Origin of the sequence: Pseudomonas gessardii (assembly GCF_001983165.1) — a bacterium.
Classification (GTDB): domain Bacteria; phylum Pseudomonadota; class Gammaproteobacteria; order Pseudomonadales; family Pseudomonadaceae; genus Aquipseudomonas; species Aquipseudomonas gessardii.
Map to the genome: position 1 here is coordinate 482,601 of NZ_MNPU01000001.1, position 22,973 is coordinate 505,573.

Annotated in this window: 11 protein-coding genes and 2 riboswitches; of the genes, 5 read left to right on the plus strand and 6 right to left on the minus strand. The window is 63.8% G+C overall.

The genetic code is table 11. The features are described 5' to 3' along the window. Positions 1 to 50: 50 nt before the first annotated feature. The 3 genes from BLL38_RS01960 to cobW form a co-directional block, all read right to left on the minus strand. The gene (locus tag BLL38_RS01960; protein WP_076961074.1) at positions 51 to 1,049 is read right to left on the minus strand and encodes a magnesium chelatase ATPase subunit I; all 999 of its coding nucleotides are present in this window, start codon (positions 1,047 to 1,049) and stop codon (positions 51 to 53) included. A 127-nt stretch (positions 1,050 to 1,176) separates the two neighbouring features. Continuing rightward, the gene (gene cobN / locus BLL38_RS01965) at positions 1,177 to 4,938 is read right to left on the minus strand and encodes a cobaltochelatase subunit CobN (protein WP_076961075.1); all 3,762 of its coding nucleotides are present in this window, start codon (positions 4,936 to 4,938) and stop codon (positions 1,177 to 1,179) included. Between the two features lie 3 nt (positions 4,939 to 4,941). Then, on the minus strand, positions 4,942 to 6,003 hold the full coding sequence (gene cobW, locus BLL38_RS01970; RefSeq protein ID WP_076961076.1) for a cobalamin biosynthesis protein CobW: 1,062 nt from the start codon (positions 6,001 to 6,003) through the stop codon (positions 4,942 to 4,944). Positions 6,004 to 6,096: 93 nt separating this feature from the next. Beyond that, positions 6,097 to 6,296: riboswitch (cobalamin riboswitch) on the minus strand. Between the two features lie 72 nt (positions 6,297 to 6,368). Further along, positions 6,369 to 6,574: riboswitch (cobalamin riboswitch) on the plus strand. A gap of 97 nt (positions 6,575 to 6,671) precedes the next feature. On the opposite strand from cobW, the gene BLL38_RS01975 reads away from it, so the two are divergent. The 4 genes from BLL38_RS01975 (at position 6,672) to cobM (ending at position 8,778) form a co-directional block, all read left to right on the plus strand. Continuing rightward, a complete protein-coding gene (locus BLL38_RS01975) occupies positions 6,672 to 6,860 on the plus strand; it encodes a CbtB domain-containing protein (protein WP_076961077.1) in 189 nt (62 codons plus the stop codon). Between the two features lie 11 nt (positions 6,861 to 6,871). Continuing rightward, positions 6,872 to 7,573, plus strand: coding sequence for a CbtA family protein (locus BLL38_RS01980; RefSeq protein WP_076961078.1), 702 nt, complete (start codon positions 6,872 to 6,874; stop codon positions 7,571 to 7,573). Further along, positions 7,570 to 7,962 (plus strand): cobalamin biosynthesis protein, encoded by a 393-nt coding sequence (locus tag BLL38_RS01985; protein WP_076961079.1) that lies wholly within the window; start codon positions 7,570 to 7,572, stop codon positions 7,960 to 7,962. Before BLL38_RS01980 ends, BLL38_RS01985 begins: the two co-directional genes overlap by 4 nt. A gap of 69 nt (positions 7,963 to 8,031) precedes the next feature. Next, entirely contained in the window at positions 8,032 to 8,778 is a 747-nt protein-coding gene (gene cobM, locus BLL38_RS01990) for a precorrin-4 C(11)-methyltransferase (protein ID WP_076961080.1), read from the plus strand. Positions 8,779 to 8,982: 204 nt separating this feature from the next. On the opposite strand, the gene nfuA is transcribed toward cobM, so the two are convergent. Both nfuA and BLL38_RS02000 read right to left on the minus strand, forming a co-directional pair. Then, positions 8,983 to 9,567 carry a Fe-S biogenesis protein NfuA gene (nfuA, locus tag BLL38_RS01995; RefSeq protein ID WP_003190728.1) on the minus strand — a complete coding sequence of 195 codons (585 nt, stop codon included), beginning with the start codon at positions 9,565 to 9,567 and terminating at the stop codon, positions 8,983 to 8,985. A gap of 86 nt (positions 9,568 to 9,653) precedes the next feature. Then, positions 9,654 to 11,945 (minus strand): fatty acid cis/trans isomerase, encoded by a 2,292-nt coding sequence (locus BLL38_RS02000; protein ID WP_076961081.1) that lies wholly within the window; start codon positions 11,943 to 11,945, stop codon positions 9,654 to 9,656. 165 nt (positions 11,946 to 12,110) lie between these two features. On the opposite strand from BLL38_RS02000, the gene metH reads away from it, so the two are divergent. Then, the gene (gene metH / locus BLL38_RS02005) at positions 12,111 to 15,821 is read left to right on the plus strand and encodes a methionine synthase (RefSeq protein WP_076961082.1); all 3,711 of its coding nucleotides are present in this window, start codon (positions 12,111 to 12,113) and stop codon (positions 15,819 to 15,821) included. Between the two features lie 36 nt (positions 15,822 to 15,857). Here the strand turns inward: metH and BLL38_RS02010 are convergent, their stop codons facing one another. Further along, entirely contained in the window at positions 15,858 to 22,925 is a 7,068-nt protein-coding gene (locus tag BLL38_RS02010) for an NEL-type E3 ubiquitin ligase domain-containing protein (RefSeq protein ID WP_076961083.1), read from the minus strand. Positions 22,926 to 22,973 lie beyond the last annotated feature (48 nt).

The window sequence follows — 22,973 nt, forward strand, 5'->3', positions numbered from 1 at the left end:
CCCTGCTTTGGGACGGGCATCCGCCCCCGTATCAGGTTGGGGGCGGATGCCTAGGGCTTTTTTGGCCAGCTAGGCACTTCTCGGCGAGCACCCGTGGGCAATGCGGGTGCGGGCATGTCGCCCCATTGGCCCTGGCCGGACGCGCTATCTGAAGGCTGGGGCGCCTGGCCCTGATCGGGCCTGCTGGCAGGCGGTGCTTGCTCCTGGCGACGATGGCGCAGGGCAAATTCGGCAACGGCCTCTATATCTTCTTCAGCGATGGCCGCAACCCCACGCCACGCCGCATGGGCCCGCGCGCCGCGCAACCACACCAGATCGGCACGCAGGCCGTCGACACCGGCGGCAAAGCAGCGCTCGGTAATCTGCGCCAGGGCCTGGTCATCCAGGGCGATGCTTTCCAGGCGTGCACGGGCCTCGGTGCAACGCGCACGCAGCGCCGCTTGCTGGTCAGCCCACTGCGCGCAGAACGCCCCAGGGTTGCTATCGAAATCCAGGCGCCGACGGATGATCTGCCCGCGCTCGGTCGGCAAAGTCTGCCCGCTCAATGCCACGTTGAAACCAAACCGATCCAGCAACTGCGGGCGCAACTCGCCCTCTTCCGGGTTCATCGTGCCGATCAGCACAAAACGCGCCGAGTGCCGGTGGGAGATGCCATCGCGCTCGATCAGGTTGGTGCCACTGGCGGCGACGTCGAGCAACAAGTCCACCAGGTGATCGGGCAGCAGGTTGACTTCATCCACGTACAACACGCCGCCGTCAGCCTTGGCCAGCACCCCCGGGGAGAACTGCGCACGGCCTTCGGCCAGGGCGGCGTCCAGGTCCAGGGTGCCCACCAGGCGTTCTTCGGTGGCGCCCAGGGGCAAGGTGACGAACTGCCCGCTGGCCAACAGGTCCGCCAGGCCACGGGCCAGGGTGGACTTGGCCATGCCGCGCGGGCCTTCGATCAGCACGCCACCGATCTTCGGGTCGATGGCGGCCAGGCACAGCGCGAGTTTCAGGTGGTCGGCACCGACCACGGCCGACAGTGGGAAATGGGGGGTATCAGTCATAGTCAACTCTAAAGGGCTCGTTCCCACGCTCCCGCGTGGGAACGCCTCACTGGACGCTCTGCGTCCGCTCGTGTGACGCCGAGCGTCACGGGCTGCGTTACCACGCAGAGCGTGGGAACGATCAGCATCAACTGTCTTCTTCTATGTCCAGCAACAGGTTCTCCAAGGCCTCGCGGTACGCCCCCGGCGCCTGCCACATGCCACGCTGCTGGGCTTCCAGCATGCGCTCGGTCATGTCGCGCAGGGCGTCGGGGTTGTGCTGTTGCACAAACGCCCGGGTGTCGGGGTCGAGCAGGTAGGCATCGGCCAGCAGTGCATATTGGTGATCGTCGATCAGCGCAGTAGTAGCGTCAAAGGCAAACAGATTGTCCACGGTTGCCGCCATCTCGAACGCGCCTTTGTAGCCGTGGCGCTTGACCCCCTCGATCCACTTGGGGTTGGCCGCCCGGGAACGGATCACCCGGTTCAGCTCTTCCTTCAGTGTGCGGATCTTCGGCAAGTCCGGCTGGCTATGATCGCCATGATAGCTGGCGGCCTTGCTACCACTGAGGGTTTCCACGGCGGCGAGCATGCCACCCTGGAATTGGTAGTAGTCATTGGAGTCGAGCAGGTCGTGCTCACGGTTGTCCTGGTTCTGCAGCACCGCCTGCACCTGGCTCAGGCGCTGGGCGAACTGTTCACGGGCCGCAGTGCCTTCGTCAGAGCCACCATAGGCGTAGCCGCCCCAATTGAGGTAGACCTCGGCCAGGTCTGCGCGGCTTTGCCACAGGCGACCGTCGATTGCGCCCTGCACCCCCGCGCCATAGGCCCCGGGCTTGGCCCCGAAAATACGCCAGCCGGCCTGCCTGGCCGCCGCCTCTTCATCCAGCCCAGCCTTGCGCAATGCCTCGCGCTCGCTACGCACCTTGGCCGCCAGCGGGTTCAGGTCGTCCGGCTCATCCAGCGCCGCGACCGCTTGCACGGCGGCATCGAACAGGCGGATCAGGTTGGCAAAAGCATCGCGGAAGAACCCCGACACCCGCAGCGTGACGTCAACCCGTGGGCGGTCCAGCAGGCTGATGGGCAGGATTTCAAAGTCATCGACCCGCTGGCTGCCCGTGGCCCACACCGGGCGCACGCCCATCAGCGCCATGGCCTGGGCGATATCGTCACCGCCGGTGCGCATGGTCGCGGTGCCCCACACCGAAAGCCCGAGCTGGCGCAGATGGTCACCATGGTCCTGCAAGTGCCGCTCAAGCATCAGGTTGGCGGACTGGAAGCCGATCCGCCAGGCGGTGGTGGTGGGCAGGTTGCGCACATCGACGCTGAAGAAATTACGCCCGGTCGGCAGCACATCAAGGCGCCCACGGCTCGGCGCACCGCTGGGGCCGGCCGGTACGAAACGACCGTCCAGAGCATCCAGCAAGCCGCGCATTTCCGCCGGGCCGCAGGCATCCAGGCGTGGCGCGACGACGATGCGCAGGCTTTCGATCACTGATTTCACCTCCTCCCAGCCGGGCTCTTCAAGCTGTTCGAGCGGCCCTTCCAGCGCCTGCTCGATCAACCGTGCTGCATACAGCTCCAGGCGCTCGCGGGTATCGCCGGCGGTGCGCCACAACTGCCCGTCGAGTTGTTGCAAGACCTCGGGACGGCGCCCGGTCCAGGGTTCGGCCAGGGCGCAGTCCAGCGGGTCAAAGCCCAGCTCGAAGGCCTTGGCCAACACGCGCAGCAGGCTTGATTGCGGGCCGCGCCCGTCGCCACGCGGGATGCGCAGCAGGGCCAACAAGGTGTCGATACGCAGGCGGCCTTCGGGCGATTCGCCAAAGATATGCAGGCCGTCACGGATCTGCGATTCCTTCAAATCGCACAGGTAGGTGTCCAGGCGCGGCAGCCACACGGCAGCGTCGGCCTCGCTATCCAGTTCCAGCTCTTGGTCGATACGGGTTTCGCGCACCAGCTTGAGGATGTCCTTTTGCAGCTCCAGTGCGCGGCGCGGGTCGAGCAACTGCGCCTCGTAATACTCATCGGCCAACACCTCAAGGTTACGCAGCGGGCCATAGGTCTCGGCGCGGGTCAGCGGCGGCATCAAGTGGTCGATGATCACCGCCTGGGTGCGGCGCTTGGCCTGGGCCCCCTCGCCCGGGTCGTTGACGATAAACGGGTAGATATTGGGCAGCGGTCCCAGCAGCGCATCCGGCCAGCAATTTTCGGACAGCCCGACGCCTTTGCCCGGCAGCCATTCCAGGTTGCCGTGCTTGCCCACATGAATCACGCCATGGGCGCCGTAGGTATGGCGCAGCCAGAAATAGAACGCCAGGTAGGCATGGGGCGGCACCAGGTCCGGGTCGTGGTACACCGCGCTGGCATCCACCTGGTAACCCCGTGCCGGCTGAATGCCGACAAAGGTCAGGCCCAGACGCAGGCCGGCGATCATCATGCGCCCGTCGCGGCACATCGGATCGTTATGGGGCGTGCCCCAGCGTTCCAGCACCGCCTGGCGGTTGGCTTCGGGCAGGCGATTGAACATCGCCTGATAATCGTCCAGGCCCAGGCTTTGGTGACAAGGGCGCAGGTCGAGGCTGTCGAGGTCGTTGCTCACACCGCCGAGCAGTTCGTGGATCAAGGCGGTGCCGCTGTCTGGCAGTGTTGGCGGCAGCGGATAACCTTCGGCTTGCAGGGCGCGCAGGATATTCAAGGCGGCGGCCGGGGTATCCAGGCCCACGCCGTTACCGATGCGCCCATCGCGGGTCGGGTAGTTGGCGAGGATCAGGGCGATGCGCTTGTCAGCATTGGGCACCCGTGCCAGCTCGACCCAGCGCCGCGCCAGTTCGGCCACGAAGTCCATGCGTTCGGGGGCTGCGCGGTAGCACACCACATCCGACTGGCTGCGCTCGCTGCGCCAGGCCAGGTCCTTGAAGCTGATCGGGCGGCTGATGATGCGCCCGTCCAGTTCCGGCAAGGCGATATGCATCGCCAGGTCGCGCGGGCCCAGGCCCTGCTCGCTGGCTTCCCAGCCGGGCTGGTTGTCCTGGGCACAGATGGCCTGGATCACCGGGATATTGCGGCGAAACGGCCGCAGATGGGGCGCTTCGGGGCTGGATTGGGCAAAGCCGGTGGTGTTCAGAATCACCGCCGCCTGCACCTCATCCAGCAGGTCCTCGACCACCGTCAGGCAGCCGGGCTCCTTCAAACTGGCCACCGCCATTGGCAGCGGATTAAGGCCCGCCGCCTGCAAGCGCTGGCAGAACACGTCGATAAAAGCGGTATTGGCCGCCTGCAAGTGCGAGCGGTAGAACAGCACCGCCGCCACCGGCCACCCGACGTTCCAGTCTGCCTGCCAGTCATTGAGGCGCGCATTGGCCTTGTGCGGGTGATAAATCGCGGTGCGCGGCAGGGTTTGCGGCTCGGCCCACGGGTAATCGCGGCCCAGGTAGCTACTGGCCAGGCAGCGATAGAAATCCAGCGCATTCCCCAGCCCGCCCTGGCGCAGAAAGTGCCACAGGCGGTCGCGCTCTGCGGCGCTGACGCTGCTCAAGCTGCTGAGTTCGGGATCGGGGCGATCGTCCCCCGGCACCAGGATCAACTGCACGCCCTGCCCGGCCAGCTCCACCAGGCGCTGGATACCATAACGCCAATAAGCGATGCCGCCGTGCAGGGAAATCAGGATGACCTTGGCGTGGCACAGCACCTCGTCCACATACAGGTCCACCGAGGCATGGTTCTGCACCTGCATCGGGTTGGCCAGGCGCAGGCTCGGGTAGTCGTCGGGCAGTTGCTGCGCCGCTTCGGCCAGCAACGCCAGGCTCGAATCGCCGCTGCACAGGATCACCAGCTCGGCGGGGGTTTGCCCAAGGTCGGCGATATTGTCATCGGAGACAAAACCTCCGGGCTGGGTCCTGAGCAGATGCACGGGTTAAACGCTGAGCGCAGCGCGCAATTGCGCTTCGAGGCCTGCTGCGTCCAGGTCCTGGCCGATCAGCACCAGGCGCGTGATGCGTGCTTCGTCAGCGCTCCAGGCACGGTCGAAGTGTTTGTCAAAACGCGTGCCCACGCCCTGGATCAGCAGGCGCATCGGCTTGTTGGGGATCGCCGCGAAGCCTTTGACCCGCAGGATGCCGTGCTGCACCACCAACTGGGTCAAGGCGTCGAGCAGCAGCGCTTCGTCAGCCTGTGGCAGGTCGATGGAGATGGAATCAAACGCATCGTGATCGTGATCGTCCTCACCTTCGTGGTGGTGATCGTGATGGCTGTGGCGCCCGTCGATATGCTCCTCGGAACCGGCGCCCAGGCCAATCAACACATCCAGGGGCAGGCGGCCGCTGCTGGCTTCGACGATTTTCACTGCGGGCGGCAGTTCTTCGGCGACTTCCAGGCGCACCCGGGCCAGGTCTTCGGCGCTGATCAGGTCGGTTTTATTGAGGATCACTAGGTCGGCGCTGGCCAGTTGATCGGCAAACAGCTCGTGCAGCGGCGATTCGTGGTCCAGGTTCGGGTCCAGCTTGCGCTGGGCGTCGACCTGGTCCGGGAACGCGGCGAAGGTGCCAGCGGCCACGGCCGGGCTGTCGACCACGGTGATCACCGCGTCAACCGTGCAGGCGCTACGGATTTCCGGCCACTGGAAGGCCTGGACCAGCGGCTTGGGCAGGGCCAGGCCAGAGGTTTCGATGAGGATATGGTCAAGGTCGCCACGGCGCGCCACCAGTTCACGCATCACCGGGAAGAACTCTTCCTGCACGGTGCAGCACAGGCAGCCGTTGGCCAGCTCATACACGCGGCCGCTGGCTTCTTCTTCGGAGCAACCGATGGAGCACTGCTTGAGGATCTCGCCGTCGATACCCAGCTCACCGAACTCGTTGACGATCACCGCAATGCGGCGGCCCTGGGCGTTGTCCAGCATATGGCGCAGCAAGGTGGTTTTGCCCGAGCCGAGGAAGCCGGTGACGATAGTAACGGGGAGTTTGGCCAGTGTTTTCATCGGATGCCCTGTGGGGCGGGCATACGGGACGACTGGCCCTGCGACGGCGCGCAGGTGCAGGATTCGTCACCGGATCACCCCGCCCGGTTGAAATGGAAAATCGGTGACGAGGCAGGTCTCCTGGCTTGGGGCTTGCCGGCCTTGCGGCTGGCGCTGGCTGCGCCTTCCCACCGTATTGGCAGTGGCGTGGCAGTCAGATAAACCCTTTACAGTTGCGGGGGCAGCCGCGGCTTGGACCGCGTTCCCTTCTTAGCTTCGACCGGGGCCGAAGAACCTCGAAGGTGCAAGGCTACGCAGTGCATGAGGATGGGTCAATTGAAAAGCAGTCGCGGCTTGGATTGACGGCCATCCCGCGCCCATGCTCTCCTACACATCTTGTTTCGGGTGCCCTTTACAGGGTGAAACGGGAAACCGGTAAATCATGCATACATGACCAGTCCGGTGCTGCCCCCGCAACGGTAAGCGAGCGAAGCGTCACAGCCACTGTGCTTTTGGCATGGGAAGGCGATGCTTTCAGGCCCTAGAAGAGCCCCTCGCAAGCCCGGAGACCGGCCCGAAAAAATCAGATAACAAACCCGCGGTGGGCGGGCGCTGTTCAGAACCCTGCGGGCCCGGCTCGCGGGGTTTTCATGCGCCCGTGTCACCCTGCCACTCGAAAGGGACGTGCCATGTCGATCATCAGCAGCACCTCACACACCGCCAGCACTAGCGCCACCTTGAGCCAACGCCTGACCGTCGCCATCGGCGCGTCGATCCTCGGTGCGTGCCTGGTGTATTTCGCCGGGTTCTCCCATATCGAGGCGGTGCACAACGCCGCTCACGATACGCGCCACAGCGCCGCCTTCCCGTGCCATTGAGGCCTGCTGCCATGATCAAGCGTATTGCGCAAACCGCAGGGTTCACCGGCCTGCTGGCCGCCCTGTTGCTGACCCTGCTGCAAAGTTTCTGGGTAGCCCCGCTGATTCTGCAGGCGGAAACCTTTGAAAACGCCCCGGTGGTGACCGAGGTGCATGAGCATGCTCCAGGCACTGCGGCCCACAGCCACGACGCCGAAGCCTGGGCGCCGGAAGACGGCTGGCAGCGCCTGCTGTCCACCACCGGCGCTAACCTGGTGGTCGCCGTAGGTTTTGCCCTGATGCTCGCCGGCCTCTACACCCTGCGCGCGCCGACCCGTACTGCCCAGGGCCTGCTCTGGGGCCTGGCCGGCTACGCCACGTTTGTGCTGGCGCCGACCCTGGGGTTGCCGCCTGAGCTGCCCGGCACGGCGGCGGCGGACCTGGCGCAACGGCAGATCTGGTGGATCGGCACGGCAGCCTCCACTGCTGCCGGCATTGCGCTGATTGTGTTTGGCCGCAACTGGTTGCTGAAGATCCTTGGCGTCGCGATCCTGGCCGTACCCCATGTGATTGGCGCGCCACAGCCCGAAGTGCACTCGATGCTCGCCCCGCAAGCTCTGGAAGCGCAGTTCAAGATCGCTTCGCAACTGACCAACGTTGCGTTCTGGCTGGCGTTGGGCCTGATCAGCGCTTGGTTGTTTCGCCGCAATCGCGACGTTCAATACGCAGCATGATCCTGACGGTCGGCCTGGGTTGTCAGCGTGGCTGTCAGGTTGAGGCTCTGCTGGAACTGTTCGGCAGCGCCCTGGCCGAGGCCGGTATCGACCCCGGCCAGGTAAGCGCCTTGGCCAGTATTGCCCACAAGCGCGATGAACCGGGCATGATCGCCCTGGCCAAGGCCCTGAATCTGCCATTGCAGTGCTTTGATGCACAACAACTGCTCGATTACGAAGGGCGCTTGAGCCACAGATCGAATGTGGCCTTCGCCCATACAGGGTGCTACGGCATTGCCGAAAGTGCCGCTTTGGCCTTGGCAGAACAGCTAGCCAATGCCCCTGCCCGACTGCTGATCACCCGCAAAAAAGGCGCCAGGGCCACGTTTGCGTTGGCCAGCGCTGGCTAAAGTCCGATAATTACCCTTCTCGATCATGAGCCGTGCTCATGCTCGTCCGCTTTTGCACAGGATTTTTCCATGACCGTCTTCTTCATCGGCGCCGGCCCCGGCGACCCGGAACTGATCACCGTCAAGGGCCAGCGGCTGATCCGTCATTGCCCGGTGATCCTCTACGCAGGCTCCCTGGTGCCGGCTGCCGTACTCGAAGGGCATCGGGCCGAACAGGTGGTCAACAGCGCCGAACTGAACCTGGAGCAGATCATTGGCTTGATCAAGGTCGCCCATGCAAAAGGCCAGGACGTGGCGCGGGTACATTCCGGCGATCCGAGCCTGTATGGGGCGATTGGCGAGCAAATCCGCCATTTGCGCGCGCTGGGGATCCCCTTCCAGATCATTCCCGGGGTCACGGCGGTGGCCGCTTGTGCCGCGTTGCTGGAAACTGAATTGACCCTGCCGGATATCGCCCAAAGCGTGATCCTGACCCGTTATGCGGACAAAACCACGATGCCCGCCGGTGAGGCATTCGCCAGCCTGGCCAGCCATGGCACCACCATGGCCGTGCACCTGGGGGTCAATCACCTGGAGAAAATCGTCGCCGAACTGCTGCCGCATTATGGTGCCGATTGCCCGATTGCCGTGGTGCACCGGGCGACGTGGCCGGATCAGGATTGGGCCCTGGGGACTTTGGCGGATATTGCCGGGAAAGTGGCAGCCAAGGGGTTCAGGCGTACGGCGCTGATTCTGGTGGGCCGGGTGCTGGCCAGTGACAGCTTCAGCGAGTCTTCGCTGTATCGGGCGGGGCATGCCCACCTCTACCGCCCCTGACCCTACGCAGGACAACCTGTGGGAGCTGGCTTGCCTGCGATAGCGGTGAAACAGTCGATAGCTAAGTCGCCTGGCACACCGCTATCGCAGGCAAGCCAGCTCCCACAGTTAATTTTTTTTGTTAGATAGTTCGTGTAACTCATTAATTTAAATCAATAAAAAACGGCGCTCACGGGGCGCCGTTTTTTGTTTGCAGCGAACACCTTAGTAGTAGGCGTTTTCTTTCTGCGTATGGTCAGTCACGTCACGTACGCCCTTGAGCTCGGGAATCCGCTCCAGCAACGTGCGCTCGATCCCTTCGCGCAGGGTCACGTCAGCCTGGCCGCAGCCCTGGCAGCCGCCACCGAACTTGAGCACGGCGATGCCATCGTCCACCACGTCGATCAGGCTGACCTGGCCGCCATGGCTGGCCAGGCCCGGGTTGATCTCGGTCTGCAGGTAGTAGTTGATGCGCTCGTTGACCGGGCTGTCGGCATTGACGTTCGGCACCTTGGCGTTGGGCGCCTTGATGGTCAGTTGGCCGCCCATGCGATCGGTGGCGTAGTCGACCACGGCGTCGTCAAGGAAGGCTTCGCTGAAGGCATCGATGTACGCGGTGAAGCTCTTGAGCCCCAGGGCGGTGTCTTCAGGCTTCTCTTCCCCCGGCTTGCAGTAGGCAATGCACGTCTCGGCGTACTGGGTGCCAGGCTGGGTAATGAAGACGCGGATGCCGATGCCCGGGGTGTTCTGCTTGGACAGCAGATCAGCCAGGTAATCGTGGGCGGCGTCGGTAATGGTTATGGCAGTCATGGGAACTCCTCACAGGCTTGTCGGCAGTTTACGCCAATCGCCTCGGCGGTACAAAGTCCTAGTATTTTTGTCAGGCAAATCCACTGCTACAGGTTCTCGTAGCGGTTCATATCCAGCACACCCTCTTCCACCGGCGTGGTTTCGCGCAGGTACTGCGACAAATCGTGGAAATACACCCAGAACTGCGGGTGACTGCGGCGAATGCCCCAGCGCTCGACAATCCGCTCAAAACGCTTGGCCTCCCTGGCCAGCTCCATGTCCTCGACGAACTCAGGCACGTCCTCGGCCGGCACATTGAAGATAAAGTTGGGGTAGCTGCTGAGCACGCCCGGGTAGATGGTCAGGGTATCCAGGCCCGGTTGATAGCGATAAGCCTCGCCCAGCATAAACGCCACGTTACTGTGGGCGCGGTTGCGCAGCAGGCTGTAGACCTCGCGCTGGCCGCTGCGGGTCTGGATACGCAGCATAGTGGCTTCCGGCAATTGTTCGATGACCTTGAGCCCGGCCGCCGGCCTGGAGGTCAGGCGGCTAAGGGTCTGTTCGGCGTCGCGCAGTTGCGGGTCGAGACCGGGACGCGAGCAATAGGCGCTGATGCACCGGTTGATCGGGTCCGGGCTGGCATTCAAGCCGCCATAACGGGCCAGCAGTTGGTTAGCAAAATCGCGTTTGGGGTCCTTATCATCCAGTTTCAGGCCAGTGGGCTTGTCATTGTCAATGGCCTCATAGTCCAGCCACAGCTTGACCTTGCCGCTGTTCTGGTACCAGTCATCGAGGTATCCATCGCGCGAATCCGCCGGCATCAGGCGCAGGAAGTTCTGTTCGGCACCATTGCGGATCAGGTCGAAATACAGGCGGGTCTGGGCCTGGTGCGAGACATTGCCAAACACGTCAAAGTTGACCGCCAGTTGGTAGTAGGTGCGCTCCAGCAACGGGTAATCGAACAGCCACAGGGTTTGCGGCACCTCGCCAATCAGGCCCTTGCTCACCGAGGCGCTGTCAAAATGGCGGAAGATGCTCAGCAAGGCATTGTCATTGCCGGCCCACAGGCTCGACCAGCCCGGCGGCGGCAGGTCAGCGTAGCTGTCGCGGCGCAGAGCCTCGTATTCATTGCGTTTGTCGCGGTATTTGAGCCACAGGCCGAGCACACTGCCCACATCATCGTTCTGCCCCGGCATCGCCAGCAGCGGCGTAGCCTGGCCGCGATAGCGCGCATCGGTGATGTACAGGTCGTGCTCCGGGTCCTGGAACAGGGTCCAGAAGTTGTCGCGGATCACATCCGTAGCAATCTGCCCCCGGCACACCGGCCCGCGGATAAAGGTGCGCACGAAGTATTCGGCGTTATCCAGCATGAACTGGTAGCGCGCCTTGGCCGGGATCGCCTCGAAGGTTTCAAACGGGTTGGCCCGGTGGCCAGGGCCGTAGCCCGGCAGCGCCATGGCCTGCCAGTCACCGCTGTAGAACAGCGCCTTGATCCGTGCCATCTTCGCCGCGCTGAACGGGTACGTGATATGGGTCTTGTGCACGATCACCCCTTGGACCGGCCACAGGCGGTAGTACACCTGGGTGCCCGGGTCATCATTGGGGCGCCGGGTGTTGATCAGGTCGATGGGCTGGCCGCTGGGCGTACGCGAGCGTACCCACTGGAAATAATGCCCCGGCTCACCCCCCTCGAAATAGATATGGGCCAGGAACAGATGCTCGAACAACCAGCGCGCCACCAGGCTTTCCCGGGCGCCGGGCTGGTTCAGCAGGTTTTCCCATTGCTGTACCTGCAAGGCTTCCTGGGCGCTGGGCGCCAGGCCTTGCTGGTCAATCGGCGCGCCGGAGGCCAGCCAGCGTTGCAGGGTCTGGTACTGCTGGTCGGTCAGGCCGGTGACGGCCAGGGGCATGCCTTCCTTGGGGTGCGCGCCGGCGTAGGCGTCGAATTCCCCCGGCAGCGGGCACATGTTCTCGCGGTTCAGGCCCAGCACGATCTCCTCGGGCAGCTTGGCATTGGGCGCCAAGGGGGTTGTGTGGCCCAGTTCCAGCATGCGCGCCATCAGCCCGGCCTGGGTGCCCTGGGCATCCAGGACCGAGGCAAACCCCTGGCGCTGCCAGGCGGCCTGGCCAAAGGCGTCATAAAACAGCCGGGTCGGCTGCGCCGCCTGGCTGCGCTCGCCGTCATACACCGCCACCTTGCTCGCGCCGCGTGCCGCCCCCTCGCCACTGCCCAGGTTGAGCTGGCAGGCCGAGTCATAGCAGGCATGGCAGGCCACGCATTTCTCGGTGAAGATGGGTTGGATGTCGCGGGTATAGGAAAGCGCCGGGGCGGGTCCGTTGGCCTGTGCAATACAGGCGACCAGGGCCAGGGCGGCGCTGGTAATGAGGCGAAGTGACATGGATCCGGTCCCGATTCAATGCGTGCGCTGAAAAATTGCGCCGATTCTACCGGTGTCAACGCCCCTTCAACATGAGCGATATTCATGCAAAACCCGAACATGCTCCAAAAGCGCACAGGTTTGCTATGATCCAGGCCCTCCGTAATGCCTGATTAGAGTAGTCCCATGTCCGATCGTAGCACTCGCCTGCAAGCCCTCCATCAAGCCCTCAAGGAACGCATCCTGATCCTCGATGGCGGCATGGGCACGATGATCCAGAGCTACAAGCTGGAGGAAGAAGACTACCGTGGCAAACGCTTCGCCGACTGGCCCAGCGACGTCAAGGGCAACAACGACCTGTTGATCCTGAGCCGCCCGGACGTGATCGGCGGGATCGAGAAAGCGTACCTGGATGCCGGTGCCGATATCCTCGAAACCAACACCTTCAACGCCACCCAGGTGTCCCAGGCCGACTACGGCATGGAGGCGCTGGCCTTTGAGCTGAACCTGGAAGGCGCACGCCTGGCCCGCCGGGTCGCCGATGCCAAGACCCTGGAGACCCCGGACAAGCCGCGTTTTGTCGCCGGCGTGCTGGGCCCCACCAGCCGCACCTGCTCGCTGTCGCCCGACGTGAACAACCCCGGCTACCGCAACGTCACCTTCGATGAACTGGTGGAGAACTACACCGAGGCCACCCAAGGCCTGATCGAAGGCGGTGCGGACATGATCCTCATCGAAACCATCTTCGATACCCTCAACGCCAAGGCCGCGATCTTTGCCGTGCAAGGGGTGTACGAAGCACTGGGGGTCGAGTTGCCGATCATGATTTCCGGCACCATCACCGACGCCTCCGGCCGCACGCTGTCGGGCCAGACCACCGAAGCGTTCTGGAACTCCATCAGCCACGCCAAGCCGATTTCCGTGGGCTTGAACTGCGCCCTGGGCGCCCGTGAACTGCGGCCGTACCTCGAAGAGCTGTCGAACAAGGCCGACACCTACGTGTCCGCACACCCCAACGCCGGCCTGCCCAACGAGTTCGGCGAGTACGACGAGTTGCCGACGCAAACCGCCAAGGTCATCGAAGAATTTGCCCAGAGCGGCTTCCTCAATATCGTCGGCGGCTGCTGCGGCACCACGCCGGGGCATATCGAGGCCATCGCCAAGGCCGTGGCCGGCTACGCGCCGCGCCCGATCCCGGACATCCCCAAGGCCTGCCGCCTGTCGGGCCTGGAGCCGTTCACCATCGATCGCCAGTCGTTGTTCGTCAACGTCGGCGAACGCACCAACATCACCGGCTCCGCCAAGTTCGCCCGGCTGATCCGCGAGGACAACTACACCGAAGCCCTGGAAGTGGCCCTGCAGCAGGTGGAAGCCGGCGCCCAGGTGATCGATATCAACATGGACGAGGGCATGCTCGACTCGAAGAAGGCCATGGTGACCTTCCTCAATCTGATTGCCGGCGAGCCGGATATCTCCCGTGTGCCGATCATGATCGACTCCTCCAAGTGGGAAGTGATCGAAGCCGGCCTCAAGTGCATCCAGGGCAAGGGCATCGTCAACTCCATCAGCATGAAGGAAGGGGTCGAGCAGTTCATCCATCACGCCAAGCTGTGCAAGCGCTACGGCGCCGCCGTGGTGGTGATGGCGTTCGACGAAGCCGGCCAGGCCGACACCGAGGCGCGCAAGAAAGAGATCTGCAAGCGCTCCTACGACATCCTGGTCAATGAGGTGGGCTTCCCGCCGCAAGACATCATCTTCGACCCGAATATCTTCGCCGTGGCCACCGGTATCGAAGAGCACAACAACTACGCCGTGGACTTTATCAACGCCTGCGCCTATATCCGCGATGAGCTGCCGTACGCGCTGACCTCCGGTGGCGTGTCCAACGTGTCGTTCTCGTTCCGGGGCAACAACCCGGTGCGCGAGGCGATCCACTCGGTGTTCCTGCTGTATGCGATCCGCAACGGCCTGACCATGGGGATCGTCAACGCCGGCCAACTGGAGATCTACGACCAGATCCCGGCCGAGCTGCGCGATGCCGTGGAAGACGTGGTGCTCAACCGCACCCCGGAAGGCACCGACGCCCTCCTCGCCATCGCCGACAAGTACAAGGGCGATGGCAGCGTCAAGGAAGCCGAGACCGAGGAATGGCGCGGCTGGCCGGTAAACAAGCGCCTGGAACACGCGCTGGTCAAGGGCATCACCACCCATATCGTCGAAGACACCGAAGAGTCCCGGCAGTCATTCGCCCGCCCGATCGAGGTGATCGAGGGCCCGCTGATGTCTGGCATGAACATCGTTGGCGACCTGTTTGGCGCCGGCAAAATGTTCCTGCCGCAAGTGGTGAAATCGGCGCGGGTGATGAAGCAGGCCGTGGCCCACCTGATTCCCTTTATCGAACTGGAAAAAGGCGATAAACCGGAAGCCAAGGGCAAGATCCTTATGGCCACGGTCAAGGGTGACGTGCACGACATCGGCAAGAACATTGTCGGCGTGGTGCTGGGTTGCAACGGCTACGACATCGTCGACCTGGGGGTGATGGTGCCGGCGGAGAAGATCCTGCAGGTGGCCAAGGAGCAGAAGTGCGACATCATCGGTCTGTCCGGGCTGATTACGCCGTCCCTGGATGAGATGGTGCACGTGGCCCGCGAAATGCAGCGCCAGGACTTCCACCTGCCGCTGATGATCGGTGGCGCCACCACCTCCAAGGCGCACACGGCGGTGAAAATCGAGCCCAAGTACAGCAACGACGCAGTGATCTACGTCACCGACGCCTCGCGCGCGGTGGGCGTGGCCACGCAGTTGCTGTCCAAGGAGCTGAAGGCCGGCTTTGTCGAGAAGACCCGCCTGGAATACATCGACGTGCGTGAGCGCACCTCCAACCGCAGCGCCCGCACCGAGCGCCTGAGCTACGCGGCGGCCATCGCCAAGAAGCCACAGTTCGACTGGAGCACTTACACCCCGGTCAAGCCGACGTTTACCGGGGCCAGGGTGCTGGACAATATCGACCTCAAGGTGCTGGCCGAATACATCGACTGGACGCCGTTCTTTATCTCTTGGGACCTGGCCGGCAAGTTCCCGCGCATCCTCAGCGATGAGGTGGTGGGTGAAGCGGCCACCGCGCTGTACGCCGATGCCCAGGAAATGCTCAACAAGCTGATCGACGAACAACTCATCAGCGCCCGTGCGGTGTTTGGCTTCTGGCCGACCAACCAGGTGCAGGACGATGACCTGGAAGTCTACGGCGACGACGGCCAGCCGATTGCCAGGCTGCATCACCTGCGCCAGCAGATTATCAAGACCGATGGCAAGCCGAACTTCTCCCTGGCCGACTTCGTGGCGCCCAAGGACAGCGGCGTGACCGACTACATCGGTGGTTTTATCACCACCGCCGGCATCGGCGCCGAAGAAGTGGCCAAGGCTTACCAGGATGCCGGCGACGACTACAATTCGATCATGGTCAAGGCCCTGGCCGACCGCCTGGCCGAGGCTTGCGCGGAATGGCTGCACCAGCAAGTGCGTAAAGAACACTGGGGCTATGCCCGGGACGAACAGCTGGACAACGAGGCGCTGATCAAGGAGCAGTACAGCGGTATCCGCCCTGCCCCCGGCTACCCGGCGTGCCCGGATCACACCGAGAAGGCCCAGTTGTTCCAACTGCTGGACCCCGAGGCCCGCGAAATGCACGCCGGGCGCAGCGGTGTATTCCTCACCGAGCACTACGCGATGTTCCCGGCGGCGGCGGTCAGCGGCTGGTATTTCGCCCACCCGCAGGCGCAGTACTTTGCCGTGGGCAAGATCGACAAGGACCAGGTGACGAGCTACACCGCACGCAAGGACCAGGACCTGGCCGTGACCGAGCGCTGGCTGGCGCCGAACCTGGGTTACGACAACTGAGGGTTGCCTGCGGGGGGCCTGGTTTCTACAGGCCCCTTAACTCTCCAGCCCTGCCAGTTCCTGGCGCGTCAGGCGGATCGCCAGCGCCATGCGCTGCTCCTTGCTCCAGGTCCCCAGCACGGCATAGTCGCGCAGGTACTCTGAACCGTTGTCGGGATAGCGTTCATCCAGGCCATCGGTCTTGTGCTCCAGTTCGCGGGCCAGGGCCGCGAAGTCCGTGGCGTATTTTATCTTCAGGTAATTGAGCCAATACTCAAGGCCCACCAGTTTTTCCTCGAAGCCCGGCGTGCTTTCACTTTGCACAATCGTGGTGTACGCACGGTCGAGGTCAGCCTGGGTCACCTCCGACAATTGGCTGTACAGCATGCCAGAGGGCTGTCTGGGCAGTTCCAGGCGCTGTGCCAGGCCAATGCGCAAGGCCAGGCGAATTTCCGCCGGATCGATGTCTGGACGGTGCTTGATGGTCGCCTGGGCAATGCCTTCTACCGCTTCGAGGCGGATCATGCCGCGGGCGAACTTCAATAAGCCGGCGCCGCCCTCTCCCCGCTCGGCCATTCTGAGCGCATCAAACTCCAGGACACGCATTTCAAACTCGTTGAACATCAGGATCCGCCCATCACCACAGGTGACCTCAGGCATCAGCGCCGTCGCCCTGGCAAACAGGTCCCGCCGCATGGCCGGGTTGCCGTCGATTGCCTCCAGCACCGTCCACACGCGCCGGGTCAGTTCGGCGGGCGCCTCAAGGAAGTCCTCGGTATTGCGCAGTTGCGACAGGGTAAAGAAGAAATCGCCGCTCCCCTCCAGGGCATGCAGCCGGTCCCAAATCCGGTGTTTTGACGAATAGGGTGGCACCTCGTAAAACCAACGGGCCTTCTGTTCCTGGGGCGTTTCGACATCGGGATGATTCAGCGAATAGTCAGGGGAATCAAAAACCCCCCTCTCATCGTCCTCTCGATACCCGCGAAGCAGGGTCTCCAACTGCTCGTCGGAAAACCCCAGGCCATTGCCGGTCTGGGCCAGGTAGACCTGCAAGCGCTCACAGCTTTGTTGCTCAAGCCGGTTGCCCGCCAGGTTGGTGCCCGCCATCAATTGGCGATGTTGGGGCTCGAAGGCTGCTGCAGGCAGGGTCTCGATCCAGTTGTCATGTAGATCCAGGGTGTGCAAGCGGGGCAGTTCAAAGACTGCCGTAGGCCATTCATCAAGCAGGTTACCGTGCAGAGACAGCGTCTCAAGCCGGACCAGGCCACTGAGGTCCAGCTCGCTGAGGACGTTCTCACCGAGGTCCAGCCATTCCAGTTCCGGCATGTGCCCCAGGTATTCCTGCAACTGGGCGGCGTTGCGCAGTTCATTGACGCCAAGGTCCAGCCGGCGCAAGCCATGAAACTCACCGATGGCCTGCGGTACAGCGCCTAGCCCGTTATGGCTGAGTGTCAACGTGTCCACATGGGTGAAGGCCCGCAGGAACTCGTTGGAGCCCTGGGCCGTCAGCTTGACGCCACTCAGGTTCAACGCCGTGACGTGCGCAAAATACCGGGGCAGCCTCGGCAGATCCCCCAACGCCAGCCCCGAAAGATCCAACAGGCCGGTGCCGTCCAATCCAGCCGGGGTGGGCCTGGCGCGCAGGGTATGGCGCCAGCTTTCCAACAAACGGTCCGCCGCACGGCGCCGGTCCAGTGCACTGATCCAGCCGCCGTCCAGGTAGCCGTGCACATCGATCCAGTCATTGAGCGGGCGCACCCACTGCGCGTATTGCCCTTCCCATTCAGCGAGCCGGGCCTGGACCTGCCGCGTGTCGAGGCCACTGGCGTGCAACTCGGCAATCCGTGCCGCCGCCTGCAAGTCGTCCAGGGCCGGGGCCAGGCGTTGCAGGCGGGCCGTCGGGGTGTCGGTGGCGACTGTCGTGGGCAGCGCCACCAGCAAATCAGGGCGGCGCAACACATCCTCGGCAAAATACTCGGGCTCCCCGCCCGTCAGGCCTTGGGCAAGCAGTTCACGGGGTATGCCCAAGGGGCTTTCCAGGGCAACCGCCGGGTGTTCACGGGCATAGCGCCGGGCAAAAATCCGCGCCTCGGCACGCGCCGTCACGCTCAGGCGACAACCGCGCAGGTGGGTGATGGACAGCAAGCGGTCATGCCCACTCAGCGCCGCTTCGGGGATCGCGGTCACGGCGCTGTGGCTCAGATCCAGGCGCTGCAAGGCCGCCAACTCAAGCACCCCTTGCGGCCATTCACTGATCGCACTGTGGCTCAGGTCCAGGATACGCAGGCCATGGAGCCCGCTGACGTCCAGGCGCCCGATCGGGTTGTACTGCAAGCGCAGGGATAAAAGGCCGGTCATGCGGCTCAACTGCGCCTGTATCACGGGGGTGATGTTCAGCCAATTGTGCGACAGGTCCAGGTGACGAAGGGACGGATGCCCATCCAGGACCGCCGGAAGCGCGGTCAGGTTATTACGGGCCAGGCTCAGCGTATCGACCTCGGGGAACTGGCCAAGCCAAGCATTGATGCCGTCAAGCGACACGCCAATATCATCCAGATTCAAGCGGCGCACATGGCTAAAGCCGCTGGCCGGCAACCGGGGCAAGTCAACCAGGTGGGCGCCTGACAGATCCAACCCTCCTGTAAGAAGCGCCCCGCCTTCCGCTACAAAGCGCCGCGCAAGGCCCTGGCGCCAGCAATCCAGGAGTTTTTCCGAGGCGACCTGGCGCTCCACCTCAACCCGGCCAATGCTTGAATCGCGATCCGACCATTGCTCCAGTTCATCGACCAAGCGGCGGTACTCTTGCTGCACGGCGTTGACACTCTCCAGGCGCTGGCGGGAGCTCAGCCCTCGGGTTTTGAAGCTGGCCAGGACGTTATCGACAAAGGCCCGGTCGCCGGTTTGCAAGCGGCCCAAGGCGCCTTCGCAGTAGGCCTGTACCAGCCGTAGCTCATCGACCAGATGGGCCGGGTGGTCATGCAGGTATGCATAGACCGGCATGAAATCCTCCGGCTCATACGCTGACCAGTTCATCTGCAGGCCGCGCCACAAGCGCTGGTGCCCCACAAACATCTCGGCGGGCACGGCATGCAACTGGGTCTGGGCCAGGTCGATAAACTCAAGATGTTCAAGTGCCAGGATCCCCTGCGGCCAGGTAGCGAGTGTCCCGGACACCGTTAACCGACGCAACGCTGTCAGCCCGCTGACATCGAGGGTTTCCAGGCTGCCCGCCAGGGACAACTGCTCAAGTGCGGCCAGGCGGTTCAGAGGCCGCAGCACCTCAGGCGAATAGATCAGCCCGGGGCCGGTGAGCGAAAGCTGGGTGATGCCCGGGGCATTGGCCAACCGTGCAGTGGCCTCGCCCAACTGCCCAGGGTGCACATAGAGTTCCAGGTGCTGCACATTGGCAAACGGCTGAAGCAGCTCCGTGGCATCCTGGCCCAGCCATCGGGCGCCTGACACATTCAAGGAGCGCACATGGGAAAAGTCGGCCTCCAACTTGGGAAGCGCCTGCTCGCCACGCAAAACCAGGGTCGCATGGGGTGCCCGGTCCCGGTCAAAACCCTGGCGCCAACAGTCGATAAGATCATCGACCACATGCAAGCGTTGCTCATCGGCGCCGGCCCATTGCTCAAGCGTGCTCCGTAATGTCAGCCGTTCACGTTGGCGGTTGGCAAATAGCCGCCAGATCTGCTGGGTGCTTTCACCGTCGCGCCGGCGGGCGGATACGAGCGCTTGTGCCTGGGCATCGCTGATATTCGGATACACGCTGCGCACATGGGCGACCAGGGGACCGTCCGTTGCAAACGGTCCGCCTCGCCCCGACAACGCATACCCCAGGCGCCCGTCCGGCAGGCGAAACGCCGGCCTGGAGCGAGGTTCACGCAGCTTCAAGAGGTCACGGGCGATCATGTCGCGGTGGCGCCTGGCATAGGCCGCCACCGCTTGCTGCAAGCCCACCCCTTGTGCGCTCAGCGCTCGATGCGCCGGCTCGGGCAAGGCGTCGCCAATTGCCTGGAACAGGGTGCGCCCCTGGCCCGACATGCGCTTGAGTGCGTTGCCGGCCTCATCCTGGGCCTGGAAACTATCGCCGCGCTTGACCAGGTATCGGCGTATGGCCGCGCCCTCATCCCCCAGGCTATCGACCAAGGGGCCTTGAAGGCTGTCTATACGGATCTCCAGGCGCAGGCCCTGAGGCCATCCGGGCAGGTGTTCCAGACAGTGCAAGGCGAGGCGGTCGCTGTCGGCATTGGCCAGCCGGTCGCGGTGCAGGCCACTGATCGCCCGGCTCAGGCGCCCTTGCTGCACGCTGATCCGGGCCTGGTGGTCCAGACGCCCGCTGACGCGCCCGTGGTCGCGCAAATGCCTGAGCTCATGGGGGCTGGCGGTCTGCAACAGTTCGTCGTGGGCGCGCCTGGACAGCGAGGGAAACCGCCGTTGCAGCGGCCCCCTGTCGAGGGCCAGCTTGCCATTGGCCTGTAACCGGGCGGCGAACAGTGCCGCTTGTCTTTGGCGCGCATAGTCGGCCAGACGCTCGTTGAACACCTGCTCCCTGGGCGTCTCGCCCCAACTGGATGGGCTTCCCAGCAAACGGGAGATTTCTTGCTCAGTCAGGCCACCCAGCACCGCTTGGGCGAATTTGCCTTGCTGCAAGTCGGCGCGGCTGATTTTCAGGGGTGGGCGGCTAACGTGCGCAGGCACCGGGCTGCCATAGCGAATAGAGTGCCCAGCCGGTTCCCAGTGGCCAGCGGCCCACTCGTCGGTCAGCGGGGTCCCCGGCTGGTCACCACGCCCAAGGGGGCCCAGCAGGCGCCGGGCCTCGTCCTCGACCAGCCCCGCCGGGCTGCGCACAGGCCCCACAAAGACAAGCGTCTCAAACACTTCCACGCCCCGCCCGGGCGGCCAACCCGGCATTTCCACCGTGAGGGGCAAGGCGTACTCGTGGCGGCGCTCCAGGCCGGCGCCACGGCGCAGCCGCCCCAGTAGGTCATCGACGTCCTGGTCGGCCCTGAACTGCTCCAGCGTATCGGCCAGCACCGCAGGCACCGGCAAGCCATCCACATGGACTTTGCGCAACCGATCGTCATCAATGCCACTCACCTCGCCGATCATACGCAAGGTCTCATCCGAGAACCCTTCGGTGATGGGCCCCAAGCGACGCAATAGGGTCAGGCGATCCCACGCCAAGGGGCGTTCATGCCGATGACGCCAGGCACCGGCCCGGTTGTGCTCAAGGATCGGTTGATAGGCCCCGGGGTCGCGGGGGTGCTTGATTCGCCATTGATTGAGGTGCGGGTCGAAGCGCTTTTCATAGAACGCGCCATCGAGGTCAATATGCAGTTGGCCATCGACCTCGTATTGCCCCAGAGCATTGGGCTGGCTTCCAGGCGCAAGGGAGATTGGCTTTTTGTACGCCTCAAGGTCAGGCCTCCACAAGCGCACCTGGCCATTTGGCAGCTTCACCGCCGACAAGCCTTCGATCACCGGCTCCGGCCTGAGTTGGCGCAAGGCCTTCCCGCCGCCCGCCGTCAGGCCGAGCAAGGCAAGGTTTTGCGCCAGGTCGATCAAGTGCGCCCGGGCAGCCTTGCGATCGCCCGCGCTCCACTCCCGGGTCGCTTCAATCACCGCCGTCAACAATTGCTCGGCCATCACCGCCATCATGAGTTCCCCCAGTACCGGCACGAACCCCGCCACGGCACTGAGGGCGAACATTTCGAGGTTGAGCAACAGGGCCAGTTTCTGCTGGCGCACCCGGGCATCGACAGCCGCCGTGGGCACGGCATGGCCGGCCGCATCGGCGATGCACTTGTGCTGATGTCGCTCATACAGGTAGCTCCACAGATCGACCTGAGTGCTACCAAACACCTGGCCTTGGAACGCCAGCGCCAAGGGCGCCAGATACGGGTCCGGGTTCGGCACCTGGGGGGCAAGGGGCAAGGGCGGGAAGTTCTTCAGCCTGAAGGGGGTCAGTTGGCTGATCAGTTCATACATCTGCCCTATGCCGGGGAAATTCGAGCCGACTCTCTCGCGCAAGGTGGCATCGGCCGCATCCTGGGTGAACTGGCTGAAGTAATGAGGACGATCGGCATACTCGACAAACTGGCTGAAAAACACCTGGTACGCCGTTGGCCGACTCACCCGGGCCGAGGCCGGGCCCGGCGTGGTGAAACGTTGCTTGAGGGTCGCCAGCAGCTGGGCATGGTCGCTATAGCGTTTGAGGGGATGATGCGGGTCCTGGGGGATGTACAGGATGGGGGAATCCAGATGTTCGTCATCGAACGCCAAAAACAGTACGCAGCCGGTCATGCGCAGCTTCATCAGGCCGAGGTCGCAGAGCCATACCGGTTGCCCGCCGATCTGCGGCGCGCGTTCGCCGTCGATCACCGACAACACCATGGTGTAGTCAGCCTGGGTAATATCCTGGCGCAACAGGGCCAGCTCGGCGGCGGCCCGCAGCGCGGCCTTCTGGCTGGCAATAAATTGCGCGCGCAGGGTGGCCTGGTGGGTGGCAAAAAACCCCGTGATGTAGGCCTGGTACTGCCCGCCCAGGTCCAGGCTGCGGCACAACCCCAGGAATTGATGGACCTTGAGCCCGCCCAGGCGCACGGGCAGTATGGAGTCGGTGCTGCCTGCCACCTGCCAGCGGAAGCCGGACGACGGGTGAAAAGCCCCTTCCGCGCATTCGGACGCCTCGAAGTTATGCAGCGCGGCCTGCAACAGCTCCAGCTGCAAAAAATCGTAGGTTCGGACCCCGATCTTCAGATCACTCACTTGCAGGGCCTTTCGCAGGTTCAACCAGGTGGCAACGTTAGGCGCAAGGGTGACGCCATACTGATCCTTGAGCGCCTGGAGCAACAGCGGCCGGGCAAAGGCCTCGATGCCCTGCAAGGCAGACAGGCTCTTGTCGAGGGCGGTCTGGGCAATGAAACTCGCGGTAAAACAGTCGTGCAGCGCCTGGCGTTGCTCAGGGGTCGCTTGCCAATAGGCCGGGGGCAACGGGGTATCGGCGTGTTTGAGCGCCATGCGGCGGGACGCAGTGCTCTGGACCAGCCATTGCGGCATGGCGCTGATCAATAGCGGTCGATGGATACTGGGCGTTGCCGGCAACGCGGGCAAGTCGGTCATGATGCGGCTCCAGGAAAAGGAACCCAGCACATCACAAGGTCCAGGGCC